The organism is Streptomyces albicerus, from assembly GCF_008905045.1.
In the GTDB taxonomy this organism is placed as follows: domain Bacteria; phylum Actinomycetota; class Actinomycetes; order Streptomycetales; family Streptomycetaceae; genus Streptomyces; species Streptomyces albicerus.
Genome location: NZ_VWMY01000011.1, coordinates 59,172 through 83,408, shown reverse-complemented (window position 1 = coordinate 83,408; position 24,237 = coordinate 59,172). Strand labels below are relative to the sequence as shown.

Here is a 24,237-nt window from a genome sequence, read left to right as displayed (position 1 = left end):
CCCCACCGCGGGCTTCCGTCCGCGCGGCACGGGCCGCGCCTTTCAACTGGCCCACCCCGACGCCCTGTTGGTGTCGTCCGCGCTTCTCCTCCGCCTCACCCACCCCTGATCCGCGCGCCGTCGCCAGGCGTCCGGAATCCTTCGCCCACCGGCGGGAGTTCACCATGCCCAGATCCTTCGCACATCGTCCTCAGGTAAGCCGTAGAACCGTCCTCACCACCGCGGGAGCCGTATCGCTGGGCGCCGCGCTGTCCGCGTGCGGCGGCAGCGACGACACCGGCGGCTCCTCCGCTTCCGCCGAGCCGGTCAGCCAGGCCGACATCGACAAGGCGATGAAGACTCCGACCGAGCTGACGTTCTGGACGTGGGTCCCGGACATCGCCCAGGAGATCGCGCTCTTCGAGAAGAAGTACCCGGCCATCAAGGTCAAGGTCGTCAACGCCGGTCAGGGCGTGGCGCACTACACGAAGCTGCGGACGGCGCTGAAGGCCGGCAAGGGCGCTCCGGACGTGGTGCAGATCGAGTACCAGGCCATCCCGACGTTCACCATCACGGACAGCCTGATGGACCTGCGGCCGTACGGCGCCACGGAGTTGAAGGACACGTTCGTCGACTGGACGTGGGGGCAGGTCAGCGGCCCGGGCGGCGAGGTCTGGGCGATCCCGCAGGACACCGGCCCGATGGGCATGCTGTACCGGCAGGACATCTTCGACGAGTACGGGATCGAACCGCCGAAGACCTGGGACGAGTTCGCCGCCGCGGCACGCAGGCTCCACAAGGCCAACCCGAGGATCTACCTCACCAACCTCGCCGCGAACGAGGCCGCCGCCTGGCACGGCCTGCTGTGGCAGGCGGGTGCCAAGCCGTACCGGACCGCCGGCAAGAGCGATGTCACCATCAGCGTCGCGGACGAGACCTCCAGGAAGCTCGCGGCGTACTGGGGAGGGCTCGCGCAGGACGGAGTCATCAGCGCCGACCCGGACTTCACCGACGGGTGGTACGCCGGCCTCAACCAGGGCAAGTACGCCACCTGGATCACGGCGGCCTGGGGGCCGGTCTTCCTCTCCGGTTCCGCCAAGTCGACCGCCGGCAAGTGGCGGGCGGCCCCGCTGCCGCAGTGGGACGCCGCCAAGCCGAGCTCGGGCAACTGGGGCGGTTCGACGAGCGCGGTCATCAAGGCGACCCAAAACCCCATCGCGGCTGCGCAGTTCGCGCAGTTCCTCAACAGCGACCCCGCCAGCGCCCAGCTCTTCGCCACCAAGCAGTCCTTCTTCCCGGCGACGAAGTCGCTGCTCGCGGACCCCGCCTTCGTCGGTGACGCGCCCGCCTTCTACGGAGGCCAGAAGGTCAACCAGATGTTCGCGGACGTCAGTAGCACGGTCAGTCCGGAGTTCCAGTGGCCGCCGTTCCTCGACCAGGTGGTGACGGACTGGACCGAGACCGTCGGCAAGTCCCTCGCCAAGAAGACCGACACCGTCGGCGCGCTCGACCAGTGGCAGAAGCGGATCACCACATACGCCAAGAGCCAGGGCTTCACCGTCAAGGGTGGCCAATGACCAATCAGGTGCTCCGCGGCGGGCGCCGCCGTTCGGGCGGTGCGGCAGGGCCGCTGTTCGTCGCACCGTTCATGGTGCTGTTCGTCCTGCTCTTCCTCGCCCCGCTCGGCTATGCCGCCTACATCAGCCTGTTCCAGGAGAAGCTCATCGGCGGGACGGCGTTCGTCGGCCTCGACAACTATGTGACCGCCGTCAAGGACCCGCTCCTGCGGGAAGGCGTGCTGCGGGTCGCGACGTTCTTCGTGATCCAGGTCCCTGTGATGCTGGTCCTGGCCCTGCTCTTCGCGCTCGCCCTCGACAGCGGACTGCTGCGGCTGGCGCGCGTGATCCGGCTGGGCATCTTCGTCCCGTACGCCGTCCCGAGCGTGGTCGCCACGCTCATGTGGGGCTACCTCTACGGGCCGGACTTCGGCCCGTTCGCCCAGCTCAGCGAGAAGCTGGACCTGCCGGTCTGGCACTTCCTCAGCGACGGCTGGATGCTCGGGAGCCTGGCGAACATCGTGACGTGGGAGTTCGTCGGCTACAACATGATCATCCTGTACGCCGCGCTGCGCACCATTCCCGAGGATCTGTACGAGGCTGCCGCGCTGGACGGGGCCGGTGCCTGGCGGATCGCCTGGTCCGTCAAGCTGCCCGCGCTGCGGCCGGCGCTCCTGCTCACCCTGCTGTTCTCCGTGATCGGCAGCTTCCAGCTGTTCAACGAGCCGAAGCTGCTGCAGAGCATCGCCCCGGACGTCATTGACAGTTCGTACACCGCCAACCTCTACGCCTACACGCTCGCCTTCACCGGCCAGCAGGTCAACTACGCGGCCGCGGTCTCCTTCCTCCTGGGGCTTGTCATCGTGATCGTCTCCTACGCCGTCCTGCTCACCGCGAACCGCAGGAGGACCTCATGACCACCTCCGTGGCTCCCGCCTCCACGCCCCCGAGCGCCCCGACAACCGGCAGGACACGCACGGCACGCGACAACCGGCGCCGCCCGTCGTCGGTGCGTCGCCGCAGCACCCCGCTGACGATCGTCATGCTGGCCGCCCTGGCCTACTTCCTCCTGCCGCTGTTCTGGCTGCTCGTCGCGACGACCAAGAGCACCCAGGACCTGATCAACACGTTCGGGCTGTGGTTCTCCCGCACCCCGCAACTGCTCACGAACATCCGGCAGACCCTGACGCACGACGACGGAATCTTCCTGCACTGGCTGCTCAACACCGTCCTGTACGCCGTCGGCAGCGCGCTCGGGGCCGCGCTGCTGGCGGCCGCCGCCGGATACGGCTTCGCCAAGTTCCGGTTCCGCGGCAACAACGCCGCCTTCAACCTCGTACTCGGCGCCATCATGGTCCCCACCACCGCCCTGGCCATCCCGACCTATCTGCTCTTCGCGAAGGTGGAGCTGGTCAACACCCCCTGGGCCATCGTCCTGCCCTCGCTCGTCAGCCCGTTCGGCCTCTACCTGATGCGTATCTACGCACAGGACGCCGTCCCCGACAGCCTCCTCGAGGCCGCCCGCATGGACGGCGCCGGCGAGCTGCGGATCTTCTTCCGGATCGCCCTGCGGCTGCTGGCACCGGGCCTGGTCACCGTCGTGCTCTTCACGCTCGTCGCGACCTGGAACAACTACTTCCTCCCGCTGATCATGCTCAACGACCCGAGCCTGTACCCCATCACGGTCGGGCTCTCCTCCTGGGCCTCCCAGGCCCAGAACGGCGGGGCCGGCGCCAGCAGCGACATGCTCGCGCTCGTCGTGACCGGATCCCTGCTCTCGATCATCCCGCTCGTCATCGCCTTCCTCCTGCTCCAGCGGTACTGGCAGAGCGGCCTGGCCACCGGCGGCGTCAAGCAGTAACGCGCGTACGCCACTCCGCACTTCGCACTCCTCCGGAGGTTCCTCCATGGCGGTTCTGCCCGCCCGTGTCCTCTTCGGCGCCGCGTACTACCACGAGTACACGCCCGCCTACGATCTCCAGTCGCCGCCCCATGAACAGCTCAAGACCGACCTCGACCTGATGGCCGACGCACACTTCACCGTGATCCGGGTCGGCGAATCGGTCTGGTCGACCTGGGAACCCGAGAACGGACGCTTCGATCTCGACTGGCTCCAGCCGGTCCTCGACAGCGCCCACGAACGCGGCATCTCCGTCATCCTCGGCACACCGACGTACGCCGTACCGCCGTGGCTGGCCCGCCAGTACCCGGAGATCACCGGCGAGCACGCCACCGGACAGCGCCTCGGCTGGGGCGCCCGCCAGGAGGCCGACTTCACCCACCCCGCGTTCCGCTTCCACGCCGAGCGCGTGATCCGCAAGATGGCCGCCCGGTACGCCGACCACCCGGCGGTCATCGGCTGGCAGGTGGACAACGAGCCGGGCCTGCACCTCTTCCACAACCACGGCGTCTTCCAGCGTTTCGTGGACCACCTGCGCGAGAAGTACGGCGACATCGAGACCCTCAACCGCGAATGGGGCCTGGTCTACTGGTCGCACCGCCTCTCCACCTGGGCCGACCTGTGGAGACCGGACGGCAACGCCCAGCCGCAGTACGACGTCGCCTGGCGGGAGTTCCAGGCCCGCCAGGTCACCGAGTTCATCGGCTGGCAGGCCGACATCGTCCGCGAGTACGCCCGGCCCGAGCACTTCGTCACCACCTGCATCTCGTACACCCGCCGCGGGGTGGAGGACGACGAGATGACGGACCGCCTCGACATCGCCTCGGGCAACCCGTACTACGACATGCAGGACGGCCTCGCGCTGCCCGACCCGACGCCCGAGGACCACGAGCAGATCTGGAAGACCACCGGCGTCTGGGCGATGTACCAGGCCGCCGACTGGATGTTCTCCTCGCGCCAGGAACCGTTCCTGGTCACCGAGACCAACGCGAATTCCATCGGCTTCCCGTGGGACAACCGCCCCGGCTACGACGGCCAGTGGCGGCAGACCGCGTGGGCGCACGTCGCGCGCGGAGCACGGATGATCGAGTACTGGCAGTGGCAGACACTGCGCTTCGGCGCGGAGACATACTGGGGCGGCGTCCTTCCACACAGCGGCCGACCCGGCCGTACGTACGCCGAAATCGCCCGTCTCGGCGCGGAGTTGGAGGCCGCCGGCCCGCTCGTCGCCGGGATCGAGCCGGACGCCGACATCGCGATGGTCTACTCGATGCCGAGCAAGTGGCTCATGCAGAAGTATCCGCCGCTCGCCACCGCCGACGGCGAACCGGACCCCGCCGCCTACCACCGGTTCTTCGACCCCTTCTACCGCGGCGCCTTCGACGCCGGCCGCCAGGTGCGGATCGTCCACGCCCGGCAACTGGGGGGCATGACGCCCGAAGAGGGCGCCCGACGCCACCCCGTCCTCGTCGTCCCGGCCCTGTACGTCGTCGACGACGCGACAATCGACTGGCTCGGGGCCTACGCCGACGCGGGCGGCCACCTGGTCCTCGGCCCGCGCACCGCCTACGCCGACCACGAGGCCCGCGCTCGGCAGGAGCCGGCCCCCGGACGTCTCGTCGAGGCCGCGGGCGTCCAGTACGACGAGTTCAGCAACCTGCCGCAGCACATCCCGGTCCGCGCCGTGCCCGGCGGCCCGCTCGACCTGCCCGAGGACGCGACGGCGACGCGCTGGGCCGACGGCCTCACCGTCGTCGACGCGGACGTCCTCGTCGAGTACGACCACCCCCACTTCGGCCGCTGGCCGGCGGTCACCACCCGCCGCCACGGCGCGGGCCAGGTCACCTGCGTCGGCACCGTGCCCGGCCGCGGCCTCGCGCAGGCGCTGGCCGCGTGGCTGGCGCCTGCAACGCGCGGCGGATGGCAGGGACTTCCCGGGTCCGTCACCGCGACGACCGGGACGTCCCCGGACGGACGGCGCGTCCACGTGGTCCACAACTGGAGCTGGGAGCCCGCCCGCGTCCAGGCCCCGGTGGAGTTGTCCGACGTACTGGACGGCAGCGCCGTCCCCGCAGGCACCGCGCTCGACCTCGGCCCATGGGACGTACGCGTGCTCGTTCAGCCGAACACCTGAGCATCCGAGCTTCACCAAAGGAGGAACCATGCAAGGAAGAAGGCTGGGGAAGGCGCTGGGAACCTTCATCGCGACGTCCGCGATGCTGGCCGTCCCCGCGTCCGGTGCGCAGGCGTACAACCCGACGGGCGGAATCCTCTACCAGCTCGGCGATGAACCCTGCCTCAAGGGGCGCGGCAACTGCGCGATCTACCCCAAGTCGGCGCAACTGCCGAGCGGACGTCTGGTCGCGTCCTTCGAGAAGTCCACGGTCGTACCGGAGACGGGAAGCGCCGACAGACAGACGCTCCCCGTGTACAAGAGCGACGACCACGGAACGACGTGGCAGCCGCTGTCGGAGGTCAAGGCTCCCGCGTACCTCTCCGGCGACGCCAAGTACGCGAAGTACACGAGCAACTGGACCAACCCCTACCTCTACACGCTCCCGCAGGACGTCGGGAACCTGAAGCAGGGCACGGTGCTCCTCGCGAGTGTCGTGTCCGGCGACGACTACTACTACCGCGAGCACAAGGCGGCCGACCCGAGCTGGACTCCGTCCAACGACGGAGACCGCAAGGACATGGCGATCGCGCTGTACTCCAGCACCGACGAAGGTGCGACGTGGAAGGTCGTCAACGTCATCGCGACCGGCGGCTGGCAGGGCGGCAGCGCGGGCGCGGTCGGGCAGAACATAGCCAACGCGAACACGAACAAGCAGGTGGATCCCCTTTGGGAGCCGTACCTGATGGTCTACAAGGGCAAGCTCGTCTGCTACTACTCGGACGAGAACGACTACCTCGGCTTCGACGCGGCGACCGGCGTCCCGACACTGGACCCCGCGAACGACACCGCCCAGGATTCGCACGGCCAGATCCTCGCCCACAAGACCTGGGACGGCCGCAGCGCCAACTGGAGCGCCCCCGTCGTGGACGTCGCCGGCCTGACCCAGGACATGGGCGGCGGCAAGAAGGAGATCGGAGGCGGCCGGCCGGGCATGACGAACGTCGTCCGGACGACGGACGGCAAGTGGATCCTCCCCTTCGAGTACTGGGCCGGCGGAGCCAACACCAGGTACGTGATCGCCGACAACCCGCTGCAGTTCTACCGAGGCTCCGCCACCGGCACAGACGTGGCCTCTCTGCCGGTCGACACCGGCTCCCGTCCTCTCTCGAGGGGCGGCAGTCCGGTCATCATCAGGCTTCCCGGGGGGCGCCTGGTGTACAACGCCGCCGGCAGTGGCAACGTCTGGGTCAACGAGAGCGGACGCAGCGACGGCGTGTGGAAGGAGTACCAGACGACCCTGGGAGGCGGCTACAGCCGCAACCTGACGTACGTCGAGGGCACCGGCCGCATCTCGATCCTCCGCAACCAGGGCACCTCGACGCTCGCCTACGCCGACCTTGATCTCGGCCACTCGGAGGGTGCGTACTACCAGTTGGTGAACCGGAAGACCGACCAGGTGATCGGTACCGGGAACAAGACCAACGACGCGAACATCGGTAACGGAGACGTTCCTGACGTCGTCCTGGAGGACCCCGGCTCAGCGGGGAACGCGGACACCCAGTACTGGCACGTGATGACCGAGCCGAAGGGCGGCGTGACGCTGCTGAACAAGTCGGGCGGCCGCGCGGCAGCCATCTGGACCGGCAACGCGACGGTCGGCCAGCGGATCGGCCAGTGGGTCGACGACAGCGCCACCGGCAGCTGGAACCTGATCAAGACCGACGACGGGTTCTACAAGTTGCAGGCGGTCAAGAACACGAACCTGTATCTGACCGGTGCGTCCGAAGGGGCGCCGCTCACCTTGCAGAACGCGGCCACGGACGGCTCCCAGGAGTGGGAGCTCGTCCAGTAGGTTCCGAGATTCGAGGACGCGACGCAGGACTTCGAGGATGCGGCGAGGACAACGTTCGGCGACAGCCCGAACGTTGTCCTGCGCCAGGACTTCACGCGGTGCTGCGCAGAGCGGTCCAGGTCTCGCGGCCGACGATGCCGTCGGCGTCCAGCCCCTTGTCGCTCTGGAAGCTGCGCACCGCGGACTCCGTTCCGGGACCGAAGTTGCCGTCGACGCCCGTGCTGCCCACGCCGTACCCGCGCTTCGTCAGTACGCACTGCACCTGCAGCACGCGTTTGCCGCTGTCTCCCTGACGTGTGCGTCCGTTGCCGGAGTAGTGCGTGCAGTCGGAGATCCAGGACGGGGTTGCGGGCTGCTCGGCGGGCGGGCCGGTCGGGGACGGAGCCGCGTACGTGGGAGTACTGGATTCGGTACCGGGAGCCGAGGGAGCGTTTCCGCGGTCGGCGTCCGAGGAGTCGCTGTCCGCGGAGGAGTCGGAGACCTCAGGACGTGAGGCGTCGCCGTCGGTGTTCGCGGCACCGTCCGGACTCTTGCCGGACCCAGAACTCCCGTCCGAGGTCCCGGGCACCGGCGGCAAACCGGCATCACCGGGCACGGTGCCGCCGGTCGGCGCACTGGCTCCGGGGGAGGAGGCGGTCGCGGGGGCGTCCTGACGGGTGAGCACGAAGACCGCCGCGGCCACCGCGCAGACGGTGATGCCAGCGGCGACGGCCAGCACCGGCTTCTTCTGGGCCCAGGTGCGGGCTCCCACCGGGCGTGACCGCTCCGGTGGCGTGACGGCGGGGCCTGTCGCCTCCATCGGTGCTCCGAAAGCGGGCGGAGCAGGCCGACTCACCGGCTCGGGCGGGGGCGGCGGCACCGCCCAAGGCCGATCGTCCGGGGTCTGGATCGGGGGCTGTGAGCGAGCCTTCCGTTCGACGGGGAGGCTGAGCAGCACCTCGTACGCGTCCTGCCGGGCCAGCACTGTGCCGCCCAGCGGCTCGGGCCAGACGGACGTACCGGCATGTGCCTCGGCCGCGTCGATCAGGTCCTGCGGAGTGGGCCGCCGCTCGGGCTCCTTGGCCAGACAGGCGGAGAGCAGCGAGCCGAGTGGCGCATCCGCCGCCGAGATCTCACCGATCAGCTCCGGATTCGGCTCCTCGAACGCCACTCGGTGCATCACGTCGACCCCCGAGCCGTCGCCGAACGGAGCACGCCCCGTCGCCGCGTAGACCAGAGTTCCGGCCAGAGAGAACACGTCCGACGCCGTGTCGCACGTGCCCGTCCTCAGGTGCTCCGGCGACATGTAGGCCGGAGTCCCCACCCGGTTGCCCGTGCCGGTGAGCGCGCTCGCGTCCACGGCCTTCGACAGGCCGAAGTCGATCACATACGCGCCCCGGACGCACAGCAGCACGTTGGACGGCTTCAGATCCCGGTGCACGATCCCCGCGGCGGCGAGGGCGGCGAGCGCCCGGCCCAGCTCCGCCACCAGCCGCCACACCGCGGCCGTCTCCAGGGCGCCGTCCGCACGCACGGCATCCGCCAGATCGAGCCCCGGCAGGTACTCGGTGGCCATCCACAGCAGTTCGTCCTGAAAGCCCGTGCCGCACAACTTCGGCGTGTGCGGCGTACGGACCTGGGCGTGCACCGACGCCTCACGCTCGAACCGGCGCCGGAAGCTGGGGTCGTCCGCGTATTCCGGTCGGATCACCTTCACCGCGACCAGCGCGGGGCTGCCGTCCGCGGGACGTGCGAGATAGACCCGTCCCATACCGCCGCTGCCGAGCAGCGCCAGCGGCACATAAGGGCCGATGCGGTCCGGGGTGTTCGGGACCAGGGGTGAGGCACCGGTCTGCCGCAACGCGGCAGCCTCGCTCGTTGCTAAGTCCGGTGGCACCGGCCGCTGTTCTGACACGGATCCCCCGAAGTGGTTTTCGCCGTATGCCTGTTCGGACGCAAGGGAAAACGAGGTTAACCCAGCCTTGGCCCACGTTCAGGGTTTCAATCACTTCCGCCACGTGAGTCACGTGGGATGGCTTGTTCTGGTGCCCCATGGATATACGTGCACGCGCCTCTGTCGGCCGAGGCGTCGGGACCGTAATCATCTGGGGCATGACGACTCTCGAAAACGCGGGTCCCGGCGGATTCGGCGCCGGGAGCGCACTGCCGCCCCTGCCGGAGGACTGGGAGAGCTGCCTGGCCGTGGCGGCCCACCCGGACGACATCGAGTACGGGACGGCATCGGCTGTGGCCCGGTGGACGGCCCAGGGCAAGCGGGTCACGTATCTGCTCGCCACTCGCGGCGAGGCGGGCATCGACGGGATGCACCCGGACCAGGTGGGGCCGCTGCGTGAGGTCGAGGAGCGGGCAGGGGCCCGCGAAGTCGGTGTGGACACGGTGGAGTTCCTCGATCATTCCGACGGGATCGTCGAGTACGGCCCGCCGTTGCGCCGTGACATCGTGCGGGCCGTCCGCCGCCACCGGCCCGAGGTCGTGGTGTCGGGGGCGTTCACCGTGCGCATGGTCGCCGGCGTGACCAACCAGGCCGACCATCGCGCGGTGGGACTCGCGGCGCTCGACGCGGCACGGGACGCGGGCAACCGCTGGATCTTCCCGGAGCTCGCCGACGAGGGCCTCGAACCCTGGGGCGGAGTCCGCTTCGTGTGTCTCGCCGGTGCCGAGAAGCCCACGCACGGCGTGGACGTCACCGGTGAGCCCCTGGAGCGGGGTATCGCCTCGTTGGCCGCCCACGCCGAGTACACCAAGGGGCTCGGGGCGCAGGGCTTCGAGCCCCGCCCCTTCCTGACGTGGGCAGCCAGGCAGAGCGGACCGGCGCTCGGCGTCGAGGCCGCGGTCCTCTTCGACGTGCACCAACTCGCCTTCGAGGGGCCTCCGCCTTGGGAGCAGTGACGCCCCGGGCGGCGTACCGCTCTGGGCGAAGGAGATCCGCGGAACGTCCATGGCGACTGAGGCCCGTCGATCGCCTCAACTGGACTGTCCCTACCACGGAACCGTCTGTGCCGGCCCTCCGGGCGCCGGCACGGCGAGGCGGCGGCCCCTCGGTTGCTTCGGTCCGGGCGAGACACCGGCTCATTCATCTGAACGGCCGTCACATCAGGCTGCCATGCTGTCAGTTCCGCGTTGACTCAGGAGGCCCTCATGCCCGAGCCGTCCGTTCTCGCTTCGCTGGTGTCCGGGTTGCGGGGTGGGTCGATCGACGTCGTCGACCTCACGTCGCCGTTGTCGTCGTCGACACCGGTGATCCAACTGCCGCCGGAGTTCGGCCAGACGGCGGTGTTCGAACTGGACGAGATCAGCCGGTACGACGACCGGGGACCGGCCTGGTACTGGAACAACTTCCGCAGCGGCGAGCACACCGGTACCCACTTCGACGCCCCGAACCACTGGGTGACCGGGAAGGACCTCGCCGACGTGGCCTCCGTGCCCGCGCGTCGGCTGATCGCACCGGCCGCCGTACTGGACTTCACCGCCGAAGCGGAGGAGAACCCGGACTTCCTCGTGGAGGTGGAGCACGTGCGGGCCTGGGAAACCGAGAACGGGCCGTTGCCCGACGGCGGCTGGCTGTTGCTGCGCACCGGCTGGGACGCCCGCTCGCACTCGCAGGAGGCGTTCCTGAACGCGGACGAGAGCGGCCCGCACACCCCTGGCCTGTCGCCGGAATGCGCCCGTTGGGTGGCTCAGGAGTCACCGGTGATCGGCCTCGGAGTCGAGACGGTGGGCACCGACGCGGGACGTGGGCACGCGTTCGACCCGGCCTTCCCGTGTCACTCGTATCTCATGGGCAGTGACAAGTACGGACTGACCCAGTTGCAGAACCTGGCGGCGCTGCCGGCCACCGGCTGCGTCGTCATCGCGGGACCGTTGCCCATCGTCACGGGGTCCGGGGCTCCCGCGCGGGTGCTCGCGCTGGTGGAGCGCTCATGAAGGTCGCGGAGGCCGTCGGGCGGGCGCTGTCCGCGGCCGGCGTCGGCCATGTCTTCGGCGTGGTCGGATCGGGCAACTTCCATCTCACCAATGCCATGGTCGCGGCGGGTTCGCGGTTCGTAGCCGCACGCCACGAAGGCGGTGCGGCGACGATGGCCGACGCGTACGCGCGCATGAGCGGCACGGTGACCGCGCTGAGCGTCCATCAGGGGCCCGGTCTGACGAACGCCCTCACCGGTGTCGCCGAGGCGGCCAAGAGCCGTACGCCCCTCCTTGTGCTCGCGGCCGAGGCGACCGAACCGAGGTCCAATTTCCACGTCGACCAGGAGGCGCTGGCGCACGCGCTCGGGGCGCTCACGGCACGGGTCACGTCCGCGGAGGACGCGGTGGGGCAGGCCCGCGCCGCGGCGCAGCGCGCGTTGCACGAACGGCGCACCGTGCTGCTCAACCTCCCCTTGGGCGTGCAGGCACTGGACGTGCCCGATGGTGCGCTCACGCCGGCCACGCCGCTGCCGGAACGGGTGGCGGTCGAGCCGGCGGCGGCCGACGTGGCGGCGTTGACGCGGGTACTCGAACGGGCTCGACGGCCGGTCTTCGTGGCCGGCCGGGGAGCACGCTCGCCAGGCGCCCGGGATGGTCTCGAGGCAGTCGCCGAGCGCTACGGTGCGCTGCTGGCGACGTCGGCCGTGGCGCGCGGCCTGTTCCACGGCAACCCCTGGTCGCTCGATGTGTCCGGAGGTTTCTCCTCGCCCCTGGCAGCCGAACTGATCTCGGCCGCGGACACGATCGTGGGCTGGGGCTGCGCGCTGAACATGTGGACGATGCGGCACGGCCGCCTGATCGGGGCCGACACGACCGTCGTGCAGATCGACGACGACGCGTCGGCGCTCGGCGTTCACCGGGACGTGCAGCTCGGGGTCACCGGCGACGTGGAACTCACGGCACGGCGCGTGCTCGAGACGAGCGGCGGGACACGGCAGGGTTACCGGACCACCGACATCGCCGAAGCCATCGCCGCCCGCGTGCGCTGGCGTGATGTGCCGTACGAGGACACGAGCAGCCGGGAGCGGATCGACCCGCGAACGCTGAGCATCGCGCTCGACGACATCCTCCCCGCGGAGCGGGTGATCGGCGTGGACTCAGGCAACTTCATGGGCTACCCGAGCATGTACTTGTCGGTGCCGGACGAGAACGGCCTGTGCTTCACCCAGGCGTTCCAGTCGATCGGCCTGGGCCTTGCGACTGCGATCGGCGCGGCACTGGCGCGGCCTGACCGGCTTCCGGTGGCCGCGCTCGGGGACGGCGGCGCGCTGATGGGCGCCGCGGAACTCGACACGGTGCGCCGCCTCGGGCTGCCGATGGTGGTCGTCGTGTACAACGACGATGCCTACGGGGCGGAGGTGCACCACTTCGGGCCCGAGGGACATCCGCTCGGGACAGTCGAGTTCCCGCCTACGGACGTCGCCGCCGTGGCGCGAGGGTACGGCTTCGAGGCGGTGACCGTGCGTACGCGGGCGGATCTGAAGCCTGTCGAGGACTGGCTCGCCGGGCCACGATCCGCGCCTTTGCTCATCGACGCCAAGGTGGTCAGCGACCGAGGTGCCTGGTGGCTGGAGGAGGCGTTCCGCGGACATTGAGGCAGATGTCGAGTACGGGGCGGGCGTCGCGCGGCAACGTACGGGGCGGGAGTCGCGCGGCAACGTACGGGACGGGCGTCGCCGCGCGGCGAACACAAGGCGGACTTGCCCGCCCACCGCATCTGCGTGAGCATCGAACCGCCCTACGGTGTGCAGGCGCCGCACCGTTCCGGGAGGCGCGGACGCAGTACTGCCCAGCTCGCCAAGGAGGACGTATGACCACCCTCGCCGACCCCGTCCCGGGCGGGCGCCCCGGCGATGTCGAGCGGGCCACCGCGCTGAGCGTGGAGCTGCCCGGGCGGGGCGTGCACGGCATCGTCCTGTCCTACGTCGACACCGCGGGCATCGGCCGGGTGAAGACGATCCCGGTGGCACGGCTCGCCTCGGCGGCGGCCTGGGGCGTCGGCATGTCGCCGGTGTTCGACACCTTTCTGGCGAACGACTCCATCGTCGCAACCGATGTGCTCGGCTCGCCGGACGGTGACCTTCGCCTCTACCCCGACCTCGACCAGCTGGTGGTCCTGTCGGGGCAGCCCGGCTGGGCGTGGGCCCCGGTCGACCGGATCACCCAGGAGGGCGGCCGGCACCCGGCGTGCAGCCGCACCTTCCTGCGCCGGATCGTCGCGGAGGCCGCCCGCGACCACGGCATCACGTTCAAGGGGGCCGTCGAGGTCGAGTGGGCCATCGGACTGGGCTGGACCTCCGGTGACGAGTTCGTCCCCGCGCTCTCCGGACCGGCCTACAGCGCCACCCGGCAGGTCGAGCTGAGCGACTACACGGCGGGGCTGATGGCGGCGTTCGCGGCGCAGGGCGTGGACATCGACCAGATCCATCCCGAGTACGCGGCCGAGCAGTTCGAGATCTCGGTGGGCGCGCTCGACCCGGTGGCCGCGGCCGACCGGAGCGTGCTCGTACGGCAGACCATCCGGGCGGTGTCGCAGCGGCACGGCCTCAAGGTGTCGTTCTCGCCGGCCGTCCTGGCCGAAGGCGTCGGCAACGGCGGCCATGTGCACCTCTCGGCCTGGCGTGCCGGGGCGAACCTGCACGCCGGCGGCGACCGCCGCTACGGCATGACCGCCGCGGCCGAGTCGTTCGCGGCCGGAGTGCTCGCGCACCTGGCGGCCCTCACGGCCGTGACCGCCCCGAGCCCGGCCAGCTATCTGCGGCTCAAACCCTCCCAGTGGGCGGGGGTGTTCACCGCCTGGGGCCTGGAGACCCGTGAATCCGCGGTGCGCGTCATCACCGGCACGGCGGGTGTGCGCGACCAGGCCGCGAACCTGGAGGTGAAGCCGGTCGACCTGGCGGCCAACCCGTACCTCGCGCTCGGATCCCTCATCGCCGCCGGTCTTGACGGCCTGGAGTCGTCCTCGTCCCTGCCCGGTGAGATCACCGGGGATCCCGCCCGGTTCAGCGCCGAGGAAGCCGTGGCCCGGGGCGTGCGCCGCCTGCCGACGTCGCTGGACGAGGCCATCGAGGAGTTCCGCAAGGACGAACGGCTCCGCGCGGCGCTGGGACCGGTCCTGGCCGACGCCGTGATCGCCGTGCGACTCGGGGAGATCGCGGCCGTGGACGGGCTGGACGACGAGCTGGTGGCGGCCGCGTACCGGTGGAAGTACTGACCGGAGGGATCGGAAGATCGGGTGGAACGGGTGAGCACCGCGTCACACCATGCCTTCGGGCCCGTGCACGAGGCCGTCGCCGGGCTGTCCCTCGTGGACCACCACTGCCACGGCGTCGTCACCGCCGACCTCGGCGCGGAGCGGTACGAGTCGCTGATCACCGAGGGCGATGTATGGCCCGGCAGTGGCATCTCGTCCTTCGACAGCCCCGTCGGCGTGGCCGTCCGCCGCCACTGCGCTCCCGTACTGGACCTGCCGCGGCACGCGCCCGCCACCGAATACCTGGCCCGGCGGGCCGAACTGGGCTGGCGCGAGGTGAACCGGAGGTTCGTCGCGGCCGCCGGCACCGGGGTGTTCTGCGTCGACACCGGATACGCCCCGGACCGCATCACGACCCCGACGGAACTCGCCGACGCCGCGGGCGGCACGGCCGAGGCGTACGAGGTCGTACGCCTGGAGAGCGTCGCCGAGGCCGTCGCGGCGAGGGGAGCGGAGCCGGACGAGTACGCGCCCGGGTTCGTCTCGGCCGTACAGGACGCCATCGCACGGCCGGGCGTGGTGGCGGTGAAGTCCGTGGCCGCCTATCGCACCGGCTTCGACCTGGACCCGAGCAGGCCTTCGGCGGCGGAGGTCACGGAAGCGGCCCGGCGCTGGTTCGAGACCGCCGAGGGGCGCGGCCGACTGGCAGACCCCGTCCTCGTACGTCACTTGCTGTGGACCGCCGTGGATCTCGGGCTCCCCCTCCAGCTGCACACCGGACTCGGGGACAGCGACATCCGGATGCACCGGGTGGACCCCACCCGTCTCACCGACTGGCTGCACCTGACCTCGGGCACCATTCCGGTGCTGTTGCTGCACTGCTGGCCGTACCAGCGACAGGCCGCCTACCTGGCTACGGTCTTCGAGCGGGTGTACCTCGATGTCGGACTCGCCCTGCACTACGTCGGCCCCGCCCGGGCCCGCGTGATCCTGGAGGAGGCGCTCGAGATCACCCCGTTCCGCAAACTGCTCTACAGCTCCGACGCCTATGGAGTCGCGGAGTTCTACCAGCTCGGCGCGCTCGCGTTCCGTCAAGGGCTGGCCGGGCTGCTCCAGGACCGGGTGAATGCCGACGACCTGAGCCTGCCCGACGCCCTCCGCGTCGCGAGATGGACGGGACGCGACAACGCCCGCCGCGTCTACGGCCTCCCCGAGCGGCATGGTCAGGGCTCGGCTACGACCTGACCACGTCCGGGGAAGGGTGTTCCCCGGATGTCTATGATCCGGCGGTGTCGAGGCTGTGACGGAGATCCGCCGGCCCGGTGGCCGCGAGTCGGACAGGGCTGATGCCCGACAGGTCGTGGGGGGTCATGCTGTTGCGGTCGCCGACCGAGCGGCCGAGAGCGTGGTGCGGCCACAGACCTCCGGCCACCCGGCGGCTGCGCTCGCCCCATTCGCGGGCCTGGGCGCTGCTGGTCTTGTAGTGGTTGAGGGCGTAGCCGCCAGAGTGGATCCGGAGCAGGCAGAAGCCGCCGGGATAGTCCTTGACGGCGCTGACCTCCTGCAGGGTGACGTGCGGGGCCTGCGGCAGGACGGTGCGCTTGTTGCGGTGGGTGTGGCCCGCATGGTGGAGGAAGACACCGGGCGCGGCGGCGTAGGCGTCGAGGATTGAGCGGGCCTGGCGGCGGCCCAGTCGCTGACCGCGGGCCACGGGGAAGACGGAGTCCCGTACGGTCAGCGGATGGTGGCCGAACACGACGGTGGGCTGGTCCCTGTGCTCCTTCAACTGATCCTTGAACCAGTACAGTTGCTCGGCACCGAGCCCGCCGGCGTCGGCGCCGTTGCCGTCCTTCTCGTATGTGTCGAGCCCGACGATGCGCAGTCCGCCGAGGTCGCGGGCGAAGTAGGCGGGTCCCTCGCCGCCGAGGAACCCGTCGCGGAAGGCGTCACCATCGCCGTCGCGACGGGGCCGGTCGTGGTTCCCGCGCACGACGAAGTAGTCCTGCCCGTGTGTGCCGAAGCCGTCCAGGATCCGCTTGGCCTCGGCCAGATCCCGCAGCGCGCCGCCGGCCGAGATGTCCCCTGCGGCCAGCAGCAGGTCCGCTCCGCGCCGCTGGGCCTCCTCCACCAGGGCTCGGCTCATGATCTCCGGATACGGCGCGAGCCCCGGCTCCTGCGTCACCCCGCGCAGCAGGGGCACACCGGCCATCAGACCGGCGGTGGTCTCCCCGACGTGGAGGTCGTTGCAGAGCGCGATCGACAGCAGATGCCGCCCCGGCGGGGGCTGCGGTGTGGTGAAGGAGTACGGACCCCCGCTCGAACCGAGCCCGAAGCGGTTGGTGCCGACGGCGTTGCCGCGGATGAGGTGCAGCGGTGTGGGCGTGGCGGCCTTGCCCCGTGAGCGGGCCTGGTAGTAGTACGTCTGCCCCGGCTCCAGGCCCGTGAGCTCCACATGGTGGTGCGCGGTGGGCCGGTCCTCCGCCGCGGTGCGGTCCAGCCGGGCGGGGTGGGTGCCGTAGACGACCTCGCCCTCCGTGACGGCGGGGAGCATGTGGCCCAGCCCGTCGTAGGTGCCGGGCACCCCGGTGTACCAGGTGATGATGGCGCGGTCCTCGGTCACGGTGACCAGTTCCAGATGGACGGCCGCCAGGGCGTCGGGGTGACGGTTGTGGCCTTTGCGCGCGGAGCCGTGGAAGGCACCGGCGGCGGCCCGCAGCAGAGTGGGGGCGAGGAGGGCGCCGGATCGCACGACTTCACAGGGTGAGGGCAGGGCCGACAGGGCCGCGAGGGGGGCGGAGAAGCAGCAGCGCATGCCTGAGTATGTGCCCGTGCGCGGTGAACGCTGGCGGTGGTGACGACGGCGGCACCCGGTACGGGATGCGACATCTCCACCCGGTTGCCGACATACTCGATCTTTCTCCACGCTCGCGCTCTCGTCCACGTGGGCCCAACGCCTTTGTACCGCAAGGGATTTGGCGGTATCCGCAGGGAGCGTCACGCACCCTGAGCCGGAGCGGCGCATCGGCCGAACGGCCGCGCATCTCGCCCGAACGTGTTCTTCGCCACCATTTCCACGCAGTTGCCCTGGATCATGACCGGGCGTCGAGCGCGGCGAGGCGTTTTCCGTGTCCGGATCTCCCGTCCGGTTCACGCTCCGCTCTCCTGTCATGCCCCAGAGTTAACGGGCCATTAGGGCGCATGCGGTGTGAAAGCACTCTTGAGGGGCGAATCATCTTGTCATGAACCTGCGATCCGATGGGCGGATCGCAGCCTCATGGAGGTGTGGGATGCACCGCAGACTCGCCACCGGTATGGCCGCTTCGGCCCTGGCCCTGATCACCGTCGCCGGCACCGCCACAGCCGCTGACGCCGCTCCCGCCGACAAGCCCCAGGTCCTCGCGAACTGGACCCAGACCAGCGCGTCGAGCTACAGCCTCTGGGCCGCCGCCCGAGCGAACCAGACCACCTGGGCCGCCTACGAGTTCGACTGGTCCACCGACTACTGCTCCTCCTCGCCGGACAACCCGTTCGGCTTCCCCTTCGCCACGTCCTGCGCACGCCACGACTTCGGCTACCGCAACTACAAGGCCGCGGGCACCTTCAGCGCCAACAAGTCGCGCCTCGACAGCGCCTTCTACGAGGACCTCAAGCGCGTCTGCAACAACTACAGCGGCGGGACGAAGACCGCCTGCAACAGCACGGCGTGGACCTACTACCAGGCCGTCAGGGCCCTCGGCTGACAGACCGTCGGCCGAGCCGGGTGAACAGGGGGCGGCCGACCAGCCGGGGCCCGGCGTCGTGCCGCCCCTCGCACTCCCGTACAACTCATCGGCGCACTGCCGGCCGCCTTCATGCGCCGCACCTCGACTTGTCGTCACACCTCACCGGAGGAGGCAAACAAGCCAACTGGCCGTCGCACAAAGGCAGGTTGGGGCCGGTGATTTACATGAGTCGGGCCGTGGGGAATAACGTGGGCGTCCACAACTGGTGTTCGACGGTTTCGTGGTTCCGGCACTACGTACACACAGGAGCGTCCATGACTGATGAGGCAGAGAACTCCAAGCAGGAGGCGCTCTCCAAGATCGATACCTCCGTGCCGCAGTCGGCTCGGATCTGGAACTACTGGCTGGGGGGGAAGGACAACTACGAAGTCGACCGTGTGGCCGGTGACGCGTTCCGCACGATCTTCCCCGGTATCGAGACCGGAGCCCGTGCCGCCCGGTACTTCCTCGCCCGCGCCGTTCGTCATCTGGCCGCAGAGGAGGGCATCCGGCAGTTCCTGGACATCGGCACCGGGCTGCCCAACGTGGACAACACCCACGAGATCGCGCAGCGGGTGGCCCCCGAATGCCGGATCGTCTACGTCGACAACGACCCGTTGGTGCTGGCACACGCCCGCGCGCTGCTCACCAGCACCCCGGAAGGCGTCACCAACTATGTCGACGCCGACCTGCGCGAGCCGAGCACCATCGTGCGGGAAGCCGGGAAGACGCTGGACTTCGACCAGCCCGTCGCTCTCATGCTGATGGGCATCCTGGGCCACATCGAGGACTACGACGAGGCGCGCTCGATCGTGCGGCAGCTGGTGGACGCTCTGCCCGCCGGCAGCTACCTCGTGCAGTACGACAGCACCAGCACCAGCAAGGCCTATGTCGAGGCCATCCAGCAGTACAACGAGGGCGGCTCGATCCCGTACATTCTCCGCAGCCCGGAGCAGATCGCGGGCTACTTCGAGGGTCTGGAACTGCTCGAACCGGGCGTGGCGTCGTGCTCACGCTGGCGTCCCGACGCCGGCGCCTGGGGCCTGCCGGCGGAGGTACATCAGTACGGCGGGGTCGCCCTCAAGCGCTGACCCGCCGACGGCCGACCCACCTCCGGGATCAGGTTTCCTGGAGGATGCGATGGAGGATCGTGGGCGTCTCGTCCGGTGATTCGGCCTCGACCACCAGGCGGTTCATGACGTCCCAGTAGCACTCGATCTCGGCGGGCTTGTCGGGATAGAGGGCGGTGGCGAGCTGTTCGAGGTAGACCACGTCGGGCAACTGACCGCCGGGCAGGCGCAGGATGGTGACCGGACCGCCTTCCGCGGCGTGGCCGCCGACGTGGAACGGCATGATCTGGACGGTGACCTGCGGGAGTTGGCAGATCTCGATGAGATGCCTGAGCTGGGCGCGCATCGTGCTGGTGCCGCCCACCGGGCGACGAAGCGCCGCCTCGTCGATCACGGCCCAGAGCTGAGTCGCCGGCTCCCGGTGCAGGATGCGCCGGCGTGTCATCCGCAACGCGACGCGCCGGTCGATCTCCTCCGCATCGGCGCCCGGGTGGGCAAGCCGGACGGCGGCACGCGCATAGTCGGGGGTCTGCAGCAAGCAGGGAACACGCTGGACCTCGAAGCAGCGGATGAGACTCGCTGCCTGTTCGGCCCCGAGGTAGGCCTGCATCCAGGCGGGCACCACGTCGTTGTAGTACTGCCACCAGGCGGGGGTGTTGGCCTGTTCGGCCAAGGCCAGCAAGGTGGCGCGTTCGGCCTCGTCCGTGACTCCGTAGAGGGTGAGCAGATCGGCCACGTCACGCAGTTTGAACCCGTGGCGACCACCCTCCAGCCGGCTGATCTTGGACCGGGAGGCGCGGATGACGTGACCCGCGGCCTCACGGGAGATGCGCCGCTCCTCCCGCAGCCTGCGCAGCCGTGCGCCCAGTATCAGGCGCGGCACCATGGGGCCGACCGACCGGCTGTCCAGGACCCCGCTGTCGGAGGGTGTGTATGCGGCCTCTGTGGTGCCCATGGGCATGCTCCCTGCGGTGAACCCAACTCTGCACGCGTGCAAGCGCTGCGGCTAGCCATCCTAGGGGCTGTCCTGTACATGATCTTCGAGTCATGGGAATGGACTCGTTGCTGGTGGGGTGCGAGTGGAGCCGTGATTCACCAAGGCGCCGGACCTACCATGACGGCATGCCCCTCGACCTCTTCGCAGGCATCCCGGTCAACGACTACGCCACGGCAGTGGCCTGGTACGAACGGCTCCTCGGCTCCCCACCGGCGTTCGTCCCGAACGACACGGAAGCCGTGTGGGAACTCGCGGAACATCGGTACGTGTACATCGCGGAGCGGCCCGAGCAGGCCGGCCACGCCATGCACACCATCCTCGTCGACGACCTCGATGCCCGCGTCGCCCAGATCGCCGATCGGGGGCTGAAGCCCACGAGCCGCGCGACCTACCCGGAAGGCATGCGCAAGATCACGTACCACGATCCGGACGGCAACGAGTTCGGATTCGGCGGCGCTTCACACTGATCCGCCCGCACCCGTCGCCCACTCCTGGCGCGTCTCCAGCACCACCTTGCCCCATGGGTGACCGGGAGAGGAGAGGCGGTGACCATGCTCGTCCGCAAGTCAGCCGAAACGACACAGTGCCCGGCCACGAAGGTGGCCGGACACCGCGAACGAACAATCAGGCGCTCACGCGGTCGCGCACCACGAGCCGCTTGAGCAGGGGCCAGGCCAGCAGCACCGCTGTCACCGCGTACACGGTCACCGCGAAGGGCGTGTTGACCAGTCCCGTGACACTGCCGTCGCTGATCTGCAGGGCACGCCGAAGCTGCTGCTCGGCGTTCGGACCGAGGATGACGCCGATGACGGCGGGCAGGATCGGCAGGCCGTAGCGCCGCATGCCGAAGCCGATCAGGCCGATGATCAGGAGGATCACCAGGTCGATGACCTCGCCGCCGACCGCGTACGCGCCGACCGCCGCGAAGAACATGATCCCGGCGTACAGGTACGGCCGGGGGATGCGCAGCAGCTTCGCCCACACCGGCGCCAGCGGCAGGTTGAGCGCGAGCAGCAGCACCATGCCCACGAACAGCGAGGCGATCAGGCCCCACACCAGATCCGGTTCACGCTCGAACAGCAGCGGGCCCGGCTGGATGCCGTACTGCTGGAAGGCGGCCAGCATCACCGCCGCGACCGCCGTGGTCGGCAGCCCCAGGGTCAGCATGGACACCAGCGTGCCCGCCGCCGAGGCGGACGCCGCAGACTCCGGCCCCGCCACGCCCTCGATCGCACCCTTGCCCCACTCGTCCTTGTGCTTGGACAGGCGCTTCTCCGTGACGTAGGAGAGGAAGGTGGGGATCTCCGCGCCGCCCGCCGGGATCGCGCCGAACGGGAAGCCGATGAACGGGCCGCGCGCCCACGACTTCCAGGTGCGCTTCACATCGCCCCGGTCGAGCCAGGGGCGGCCCACCGGGATCGGCTCCGGCGGCCTGCGCCGCAGGTGCGCCGCCACCCACAGGGCCTCGCCGATCGCGAAGAGACCGACCGCCACGATCACCACGTCGATGCCGTCGGCGAGTTGGAGGGAACCGAAGGTCAGGCGCTGCTGGCCGGTCATCTGATCCAGGCCCACCAGGCCGAGCGTCAGACCGATCAGCAGGGACGCCAGGCCTCGGATGCGGGACGAACCCAGCACCGACGTCACCGCGATGAACGCCAGCACCATGATGGCGAAGTAGTCCGGCGCACCGATGTCCACCGCCAGCTCCGCGACCGTCGGCGCGAGCGCGACCAGCAGGATGGTGCCGATAAGGCCGCCCGCGAAGTGGCCGATGGCGGCGGCCGCGAGCGCCTGCGCGCCGCGCCCCGACTTGGCCATCGGGTTGCCCTCCATGGCCGCGACCACCGCGGCGCTCTCACCTGGGGTGTTGAGCAGGATCGAGGTGGTCGAGCCGCCGAACATCGCGCCGTAGTAGATGCCGGCGAACATGATGAACGCGCCGATCGGATTGAGCCCGTATGTCACCGGCAGCAAGAGCGCGACCGCCATCGCGGGACCGATGCCGGGCAGGACGCCGATCGCGGTGCCGAGCAGCACACCGATGGCGGCCCACAGCAGGTTGATCGGCGTCAGAGCCGTACCGAAGCCGTCCATCAGGGAGTTGAGGGCATCCATGTCACATCACTCCCATCAGCGGGCCGCCGGGCAGCGGTACTCCGAGCAGGTTGTTGAAGAGGGCGTAGGTGGCGAGGGAGAGAACGCCCGCGATGAGCGGGTCCCGGTCGACCCGGCGGCTGCCGAGCGCGAAGGCGGCTCCCCAGAAGAGGAGAGCGCCCGCGATGGGGAAGCCGAGAGGTTCGATCAGAACGGCCGCGCCGAGGAAGACGCCGGTGAGCAGCAGGACCGTACGCCAGTCGGCGGGCTCGGACAGGTCGATGTCCTCGCCGGTCTCCGCCTGGCCGTGGCCGCCGCGCAACACGTCGACGGCGAGCAGGGCGGCGATGACGAGCAGCCCGATACCGACGACGACCGGCACGGTCTTCGGTCCGACGGGCCCGCGCTGGGTGATGTCGACGTCCATGGTGAGCGCGTCGGTCAGAACCAGCGCGCCGAGAGCCAACAGCAGGACGCAGACCCCGAGTTCGGAGTGTTCGCGCAGCCACGAGCGACGCTCGTCCGTGGGCGTCGGGGGGATGTCGGTCGTCTGCGTCGTCACAGTCCCAGCTCCTTCAGCACCGAAACCACGCGCTTGTCCTGGGCCCCCAGGAAGGCGCCGAACTTCTCGCCGGTCAGGAAGGCGTCGTCCCAGCCGTTCTGCTGCAGGGACTTCTGCCACTCGGGGGAGTCGTGCAGCTCCTCGACGAGACGTACGAGCTTGTCGCGCTCGGCATCGGACAGGCCGGGCGGGGCGACAATGCCGCGCCAGTTGGTGAAGTCCACGTCGTAGCCGGACTCCTTGAGCGTGGGCGCGTCCAGTTCGTCGACGCGCTCGGGGCCGGTCACCGCCAGCACCCGGAGCTCGCCCGCCTTGATCTGGTCGAGGTACTCGCCGACGCCGGACACCCCGAAGGCGACCTTGTTGCCGAGGATCGAGGCGAGCAGCTCGCCGCCGCCGTCGAAGGGGATGTAGTTGACGTCCTTCGGCTCGATCCCGGCGGCCCGCGCCATCAGCATGGGCGCGAGGTGGTCAGGACCGCCGGGCGAGGAGCCGCCGCCGACCGGGAGTTTGCCGGGGTTCGCCTTCCAAGCGCCGATCAGCTCGTCGATGGTCTTGTACGGGGAGTCCTTGGCGACCACGACGACGTCCTGCTCCTCGGTGAGCCGGGCGATCGGGGTGGTGTCGGCTAGCGTCTTGGGCGCATGGTTGGAGCGGACGGCGCCCACGACACCGAGGCCCATCGACATGGCGAGCTTGCCGTTGCCGTGCTCGCTCACCAGCCGACTGAGCCCGACGGTGCCGCCGGCCCCGGGCAGGTTGAACACCTCGATGTTGTGGGTGAGATCGGCGTCCTCGGCGTTCTTCGCGGCCGTACGGGCCGTGATGTCGTAGCCGCCGCCGGGCGTGTTGGGGACCATGAAGCGCAGGCCCGGGATCTGCGTGCCGGTCGCGGCGTCACTGCCGGACGTGAGCAACGGAGGTCCCACGAGCACGAGCACGGCGGCCCCGAGCAGGGCAAGGGGGGTGCGCAGGCGCACGAATGCCACCACCTGTCGGTACGTCGGTGAAGGTAGATGAGGTACGGCAGCCCTGTGGGGGAGGGTGATGTGGGCCACATGTTGCCCGCAGGTAAACGGCCTGTCTCTCTTCCGGAACCAACGGAGGTTGTGGTCTTTGCGGTCACCGGCACCAAGTACGTAAGCCCGCGGCACCATGTGCGGAATCACCGGCACCGTGTGCGTAGGG

Annotated in this window: 19 protein-coding genes; 13 read left to right on the top strand and 6 right to left on the bottom strand. The window is 69.9% G+C overall.

The window, feature by feature from the left end:
- Positions 1–164: 164 nt before the first annotated feature.
- The 5 genes from GAS53_RS11470 to GAS53_RS11450 are packed head-to-tail and all read left to right on the top strand — an operon-like array spanning position 165 to position 7,403.
- A complete protein-coding gene (locus tag GAS53_RS11470; RefSeq protein WP_151477396.1) occupies positions 165–1,556 on the top strand; it encodes an ABC transporter substrate-binding protein in 1,392 nt (463 codons plus the stop codon).
- Positions 1,553–2,452 carry a carbohydrate ABC transporter permease gene (locus tag GAS53_RS11465; protein ID WP_151477395.1) on the top strand — a complete coding sequence of 300 codons (900 nt, stop codon included), beginning with the start codon at positions 1,553–1,555 and terminating at the stop codon, positions 2,450–2,452. Before GAS53_RS11470 ends, GAS53_RS11465 begins: the two co-directional genes overlap by 4 nt.
- Complete coding sequence (locus tag GAS53_RS11460; protein WP_225858861.1) at positions 2,449–3,396, top strand: carbohydrate ABC transporter permease; 948 nt, start codon at positions 2,449–2,451, stop codon at positions 3,394–3,396. Before GAS53_RS11465 ends, GAS53_RS11460 begins: the two co-directional genes overlap by 4 nt.
- Before the next feature lie 46 nt (positions 3,397–3,442).
- A complete protein-coding gene (locus GAS53_RS11455) occupies positions 3,443–5,569 on the top strand; it encodes a beta-galactosidase (RefSeq protein ID WP_151477394.1) in 2,127 nt (708 codons plus the stop codon).
- A 28-nt stretch (positions 5,570–5,597) separates the two neighbouring features.
- A complete protein-coding gene (locus GAS53_RS11450) occupies positions 5,598–7,403 on the top strand; it encodes an RICIN domain-containing protein (protein WP_151477393.1) in 1,806 nt (601 codons plus the stop codon).
- 91 nt (positions 7,404–7,494) lie between these two features.
- Here GAS53_RS11450 and GAS53_RS11445 read toward each other — a convergent pair whose 3' ends face one another.
- The gene (locus GAS53_RS11445; protein ID WP_151477392.1) at positions 7,495–9,243 is read right to left on the bottom strand and encodes a serine/threonine-protein kinase; all 1,749 of its coding nucleotides are present in this window, start codon (positions 9,241–9,243) and stop codon (positions 7,495–7,497) included.
- Positions 9,244–9,494: 251 nt separating this feature from the next.
- Here GAS53_RS11445 and GAS53_RS11440 point away from each other — a divergent pair, with 251 nt between their 5' ends.
- The 5 genes from GAS53_RS11440 (at position 9,495) to GAS53_RS11420 (ending at position 15,807) form a co-directional block, all read left to right on the top strand.
- The gene (locus tag GAS53_RS11440; RefSeq protein ID WP_151477391.1) at positions 9,495–10,292 is read left to right on the top strand and encodes a PIG-L deacetylase family protein; all 798 of its coding nucleotides are present in this window, start codon (positions 9,495–9,497) and stop codon (positions 10,290–10,292) included.
- 249 nt (positions 10,293–10,541) lie between these two features.
- Positions 10,542–11,327: a cyclase family protein gene (locus GAS53_RS11435; protein WP_151477390.1), complete on the top strand. Its 786-nt coding sequence runs from the start codon at positions 10,542–10,544 to the stop codon at positions 11,325–11,327.
- Positions 11,324–12,964, top strand: a complete 1,641-nt coding sequence (locus GAS53_RS11430) for a thiamine pyrophosphate-binding protein (RefSeq protein WP_151477389.1) — start codon at positions 11,324–11,326, stop codon at positions 12,962–12,964. Before GAS53_RS11435 ends, GAS53_RS11430 begins: the two co-directional genes overlap by 4 nt.
- 215 nt (positions 12,965–13,179) lie before the next feature.
- Positions 13,180–14,583 (top strand): type I glutamate--ammonia ligase, encoded by a 1,404-nt coding sequence (locus GAS53_RS11425; RefSeq protein WP_151477388.1) that lies wholly within the window; start codon positions 13,180–13,182, stop codon positions 14,581–14,583.
- 30 nt (positions 14,584–14,613) lie between these two features.
- The gene (locus GAS53_RS11420) at positions 14,614–15,807 is read left to right on the top strand and encodes an amidohydrolase family protein (protein ID WP_151477387.1); all 1,194 of its coding nucleotides are present in this window, start codon (positions 14,614–14,616) and stop codon (positions 15,805–15,807) included.
- Positions 15,808–15,838: 31 nt separating this feature from the next.
- Here GAS53_RS11420 and GAS53_RS11415 read toward each other — a convergent pair whose 3' ends face one another.
- Positions 15,839–17,374, bottom strand: a complete 1,536-nt coding sequence (locus GAS53_RS11415; protein ID WP_151477386.1) for a purple acid phosphatase family protein — start codon at positions 17,372–17,374, stop codon at positions 15,839–15,841.
- Between the two features lie 475 nt (positions 17,375–17,849).
- On the opposite strand from GAS53_RS11415, the gene GAS53_RS11410 reads away from it, so the two are divergent.
- On the top strand, positions 17,850–18,302 hold the full coding sequence (locus GAS53_RS11410; RefSeq protein WP_151477385.1) for a phospholipase: 453 nt from the start codon (positions 17,850–17,852) through the stop codon (positions 18,300–18,302).
- Between the two features lie 296 nt (positions 18,303–18,598).
- The gene (locus GAS53_RS11405) at positions 18,599–19,414 is read left to right on the top strand and encodes an SAM-dependent methyltransferase (RefSeq protein WP_151477384.1); all 816 of its coding nucleotides are present in this window, start codon (positions 18,599–18,601) and stop codon (positions 19,412–19,414) included.
- Positions 19,415–19,442: 28 nt separating this feature from the next.
- Here the strand turns inward: GAS53_RS11405 and GAS53_RS11400 are convergent, their stop codons facing one another.
- Positions 19,443–20,348, bottom strand: coding sequence for a helix-turn-helix domain-containing protein (locus GAS53_RS11400; protein ID WP_151477383.1), 906 nt, complete (start codon positions 20,346–20,348; stop codon positions 19,443–19,445).
- A 167-nt stretch (positions 20,349–20,515) separates the two neighbouring features.
- Here GAS53_RS11400 and GAS53_RS11395 point away from each other — a divergent pair, with 167 nt between their 5' ends.
- Positions 20,516–20,857, top strand: coding sequence for a VOC family protein (locus GAS53_RS11395; RefSeq protein WP_151477382.1), 342 nt, complete (start codon positions 20,516–20,518; stop codon positions 20,855–20,857).
- A gap of 157 nt (positions 20,858–21,014) precedes the next feature.
- Here the strand turns inward: GAS53_RS11395 and GAS53_RS11390 are convergent, their stop codons facing one another.
- The 3 genes from GAS53_RS11390 to GAS53_RS11380 are packed head-to-tail and all read right to left on the bottom strand — an operon-like array spanning position 21,015 to position 24,029.
- Positions 21,015–22,508, bottom strand: a complete 1,494-nt coding sequence (locus GAS53_RS11390; RefSeq protein ID WP_151477381.1) for a tripartite tricarboxylate transporter permease — start codon at positions 22,506–22,508, stop codon at positions 21,015–21,017.
- 1 nt (position 22,509) lies between these two features.
- Positions 22,510–23,049 carry a tripartite tricarboxylate transporter TctB family protein gene (locus GAS53_RS11385; RefSeq protein WP_151477380.1) on the bottom strand — a complete coding sequence of 180 codons (540 nt, stop codon included), beginning with the start codon at positions 23,047–23,049 and terminating at the stop codon, positions 22,510–22,512.
- Positions 23,046–24,029, bottom strand: coding sequence for a Bug family tripartite tricarboxylate transporter substrate binding protein (locus tag GAS53_RS11380; RefSeq protein WP_192583078.1), 984 nt, complete (start codon positions 24,027–24,029; stop codon positions 23,046–23,048). The genes GAS53_RS11385 and GAS53_RS11380 overlap by 4 nt, the downstream gene beginning before the upstream one ends.
- Between the last annotated feature and the right edge of the window lie 208 nt (positions 24,030–24,237).